Origin of the sequence: Photobacterium sp. OFAV2-7, from assembly GCF_022347985.1 — a bacterium.
Taxonomy (GTDB): domain Bacteria; phylum Pseudomonadota; class Gammaproteobacteria; order Enterobacterales; family Vibrionaceae; genus Photobacterium.
On sequence record NZ_JAKRFQ010000371.1, the window covers coordinates 1 to 4,733 of the forward strand.

Here is a 4,733-nt window from a genome sequence, read left to right on the forward strand (position 1 = left end):
CAAATGGCAAGCAACTCACCCCAGATATGTTCGAAAACCCTGAAATCTGTAAAGGCTGTCACAATGAGATATACCAGCAGTGGGAACGCTCTGTGATGGCAAACTCGTGGGAGGATCCTATCTACAAAGCGTTATTCAAGCGGGCCAGCAAAGCCACAGATGGGCAAGTTGATAATTTCTGTATTGCCTGTCATAGCCCAATAGGAATGACCAGCATGCAGGCAACGGCAGAAATGCTTGATAGCGATGAGCATCTCCCCGGCGTCAACTGCGAGGTTTGCCATAACATTGTAGGCATCAGCGGTAATGATAACGGCGCCTATATACTCTCCCCCAACAAAGAGAAGCACGTGAAATTAGGCCCGCGCACCGATGCGGTATCACCTTACCACAAAACCGAGTTCTCCGATCTTCATACCAAATCGGAGTTTTGTTCGGTCTGCCATAACGTCTCCCACCCTTTCAACAGTACGCCCATCGAACGCACCTACGACGAATGGCAGGAAAGTGCGTACAACGAGAAAGGCATTCACTGTCAGGACTGTCATATGACACCTGGGCCTGGCATTAAAGATAATCCGGGCCGCTCTGCCATTATGGGCAAAGAGCGCGAACACATTTATTCTCATGAATTTACCGGCGGTAACTCTACCCTGCATCAGTATTTCGGAGATCCCGACAGCGCCGAGCTTGCTCGCGAAATGCTTCGCTCAGCCGCGACCATCGAGTTTATCGAACTGCCTGAGTCATTCACTCCCGGCCAGCTGGCAACCATCAAGGTCAAAGTGGCCAATGTTGGTGCCGGACACAAATTGCCTACCGGCTTTCCTGAAGGAAGAGAAGTGTGGGTAGATTTCGATGTCAAAGCCGAAAACCAGGTTTCAATCTATCGTTCTGGGGCTATTGTAGACGGGCACACCGAAGCAGGAACACAAAACTTTAAAGTCACTCTAGGCGATGCCAACGGCAATGTGGTTGATCTCAATGTCTGGGAAGTGGACAGAATACTGTCGGACACTCGAATTCTGCCCAATGGATACTCGATCGTTGACTACACCTTCCTTGTTCCGGAAGAAGTAACAGGCGATATCACCCTTAGTGCCAACCTGAAGTACTGGCCATTCCCGCAAAAACTCGTCGATGAGTTACTGGGCAAGGGAAAACTGAAAGTCGATATCGTCGACATGGCTTCTACCCAAGCAACTATTTCGCTTGAGAGCAGGGAAACTAAAAAAGCTTTAGCAATGAAGTAATTAATCGGGAAAGGAACCATAATAAACGCCAGCCATTTTCAATGGTTGGCGTTTACTTTGATTAGCAAATCTTAGTGATCAGTCGCAACATCATTACCTGATGACTGCTGCTCCAATTCTTCACCCTTACGGATCAGTTTCGCAATCACTTTAGACAGCAGCAAGGTTACAAATGCCATCACCACAGCAAGAATGGCTAGATTATAGAAGTAACTGGTATACACGCCTTCAATGATCTCTTGAGTCAACACCTGATCTTTCGGCAGTGCAATCCTGGTCGAGATCACCGCTGCCAGAATGCCACTGAGCGACAACGCAACAGAACGTAGGCCGATAGCAAACGCCGACAGGTAACGTGGCACCATCTCAAAGATGAAACCAACACCTAGCGCGCCAACAATCAGTTCAGCCAGTGACTGGAAGAAGTGAACCCAAAGAATCCAGTCTGCTGAGATCTTGCCATCATCTCCGACAAAGTGGGTAGACAGTCCCAACAGCGCAAAAGCCATGGCACTAAATACAAAGGCAGCAGCGAACTTGGTTGGAATTGTTGGTGAAAACCCTTTTTTCTCCAACCAAGCATAGATATAAATCACAGGTGCACCAAGAATGAAGCACCATAGCGGGTTGAATGCCGCGTTAGATTCCGGTCGGATTGGAATGAAGCCCAGTAGCTGATCGCCCATCAAATTTATCGCATAGATGTTCATTGAAGTGAGCATCTGACCATAATAGAAATAGAAAACAATCAGAATAAAGATAGTGATCAGAACGCCACACATCTTATATTTGTAGGCTGCTGTTGCACGGGTAATTTCATAAATGAAATACATGATCGCGCACGCGCCCAGGGTGTATAGCAGGTATTTGCCGGCGTCCAGGTTCGAGAACACCCAAAAGACCAAACCTAGCATTGCCGCCGAGCCTACTACGAAACAAACCCATGTTTTAAGGTCAACCGGACGACGGTCAATATCGTTACCCACCGCCGCAAATTGCTTACGGAAGATGACAAATAGCACCAGTGTCAGCGACATTAAGCCGGATGCAATGTAGAAGTTGCCTTGATAGGCAAGGAAGGCAACCAAAAACGGGAACAGATACTTGGATGAAAACGAACCCAGGTTATTGATTGAATAGTTAACCGTTAAGCCCTGCTGGAATGCTTCACGGTTAGTTTCCGAGTAAGAGTTACCGAGCAATACGGTTGGACTGGTTGCCGATAGACCTCGGGCATAGCCAATTAAAGCAATGGAGAAAATACTCAGAGGAACATTGAGATCGCTGGCTCCTAACCCCAATAAGAAAAAGCCGATGGTGTAAGTCGTATAACCAATGTAGACCGCCCTGAATGAGCCGATGTACCTGTCGGCAACAAAACCGCCGACAGCAGAAAAGACCGGTCCCACAGCACCAAAAGCACCCATCATCATGATAGTATCTGCTTCACTGTAATTTAACTCTTCAAGAAAAAACTTCGTTAGTAGTACATAAGTTCCATAAAAAGCCGCACCCCACAAAAATTGACGTAGGATTAAAACTCTAGCCATAAACGGAAATCTAGCGTTTGCATCTTGCATACTATACTCCTTCAATATTATGCGCTGCAAAAAGTAGCACACTGCAAGATATCGTTTCATGATCAAAACGCTGTTATTCGATTAATAGCATATTGGATATGCGCTTTTTTGCATTTATGAGATCTAGATATGAAAAGTATCAATAACGTGTGCAAGGCTTAGGAACAAAATGACACATATCGCAAAGAAGGGATGCTCAAAGGGAATCTGACAACAGGCACCCCAGAATAGTGCCAATTGAAAGCGCCAGCCTACTGGCTGGCGCTCGACATAATTAAACGTCGTTATTAATGATCAGTTGCAATATCCCGCCCTGCTTCCTGTTGCTCCAACTCTTCACCTTTACGGATCAGTTTGGCGATCAGTTTAGACAAGCCCAAGGTTACAACGGCCATCACAACCGCAAGAATAGCCAAGTTATAGAAATAGCTGGCGTAAACACCTTCGATAATTTCAGGCGTCAACACCTGATCCTTTGGCAAGGCAATTTTGGTCGAAATCACCGCCGCAACGATACCACTCAACGACAACGCCACAGCACGAAGCCCCATCGAGAACGCAGACAAGTAACGCGGTACCATTTCAAAAATGAAACCGGCGCCCAGCGCACCCACAATCAGCTCGGCAAACGACTGGAAGAAGTTCACCCATAAAATCCAGTCAGCAGCAATCTTGCCGTTGTCACCAACAAAACTGGTTGATAGGCCCAATAGCGCAAATGCAATTGCAGTCAGGCCAAACGCTGCGACAAACTTAGTCGGAATAGTTGGTGAATAACCTTTTTTCTCGAGCCAGTCATAAAGATAGATGACCGGTCCGCCCAACACGAAGCACCAAAGCGGGTTAAACGCGACGTTCGACTCTGGCCTAATTGGAATAAAGCCTAACAACTGATCACCCATCAAATTGATGGCGTAGATATTCATCGACGTCAGCATTTGGCCATAGTAGAAATAGAACACCATGAAAACAAAAATCATGATGAGTACGCAGCACATCTTATAGCGATAGGCGACAGTTGCGCGTGTTATCTCATAGATGAAATACAAAATGACCACGACACCTAGTGAGTACAGCAAGTATTTTCCGACTTCCAGGTTATCGAAGATAAAGTACACTAGGCGAAGCATAACCGCCGATCCGATAATAAAGCCAGCCCACACCTTCAGACTGACCGGACGCTTATCTAAATCGTTACCAGCTTCAACAAACCTTTTTCTGAATGTAAAAAATAAAACCAGAGTCAGCATCATCAGGAACGATGAGATAAAGAAGTTACCTTGATAGGCAAGATACGCAACCATGAACGGAAATAGATACTGCGATAAAAAAGATCCCAGGTTGTTTATCGAATAGTTAATGGTTAGACCCTGCTGGAACGACTCTCGATTCGTTGCCGAATAGGAGTTACCGAACAGCACTGTCGGACAAGTTGCTGACAGCCCTCGAGCATAGCCAATTAACGCAATGGCGAAAATACTCATCGGAATATTGAGTTGGGAAGCGCCAAGACCAAGCGTAAAGAAGCCGATTGTATAAGCGGTATAACCGATATACACCGCCCGGAATGCACCGATATATCGGTCGGCTACAAAACCACCGACAGCTGAGAATACAGGGCCAACTGCACCAAATGCCCCCAACATCATAATCGTGTCGGCTTCACTATAATTTAGCTCAACCAGAAAGAATTTCGTTAATAAGACATACGTACCATAGAAAGCGGCTCCCCAGAGGAATTGCCTTAGGATTAATATCCTAGCTGTAAGAGGAAACCTAGCGTTTGCATCTTGCATATAATACTCCTTCAACATTATGCACCATAAAAGCTAACACAATGTGAAATATAATTTCATGATCAGATCTCAATATTAAACAAATAGCACATCACTATTGCGCT

General features: G+C 45.9%; 3 protein-coding genes. 1 reads left to right on the forward strand and 2 read right to left on the reverse strand.

The window, feature by feature from the left end; translation table 11 throughout:
* Positions 1–1,253 (forward strand): multiheme c-type cytochrome (locus MHN01_RS16960; protein WP_239412422.1); only part of this gene is annotated, 1,253 nt, incomplete at its 5' end.
* 71 nt (positions 1,254–1,324) lie between these two features.
* Here the strand turns inward: MHN01_RS16960 and MHN01_RS16965 are convergent.
* Complete coding sequence (locus tag MHN01_RS16965; protein WP_239412423.1) at positions 1,325–2,833, reverse strand: peptide MFS transporter; 1,509 nt, start codon at positions 2,831–2,833, stop codon at positions 1,325–1,327.
* 287 nt (positions 2,834–3,120) lie between these two features.
* Positions 3,121–4,629, reverse strand: a complete 1,509-nt coding sequence (locus MHN01_RS16970) for a peptide MFS transporter (RefSeq protein ID WP_239412424.1) — start codon at positions 4,627–4,629, stop codon at positions 3,121–3,123.
* Positions 4,630–4,733: the final 104 nt, after the last annotated feature.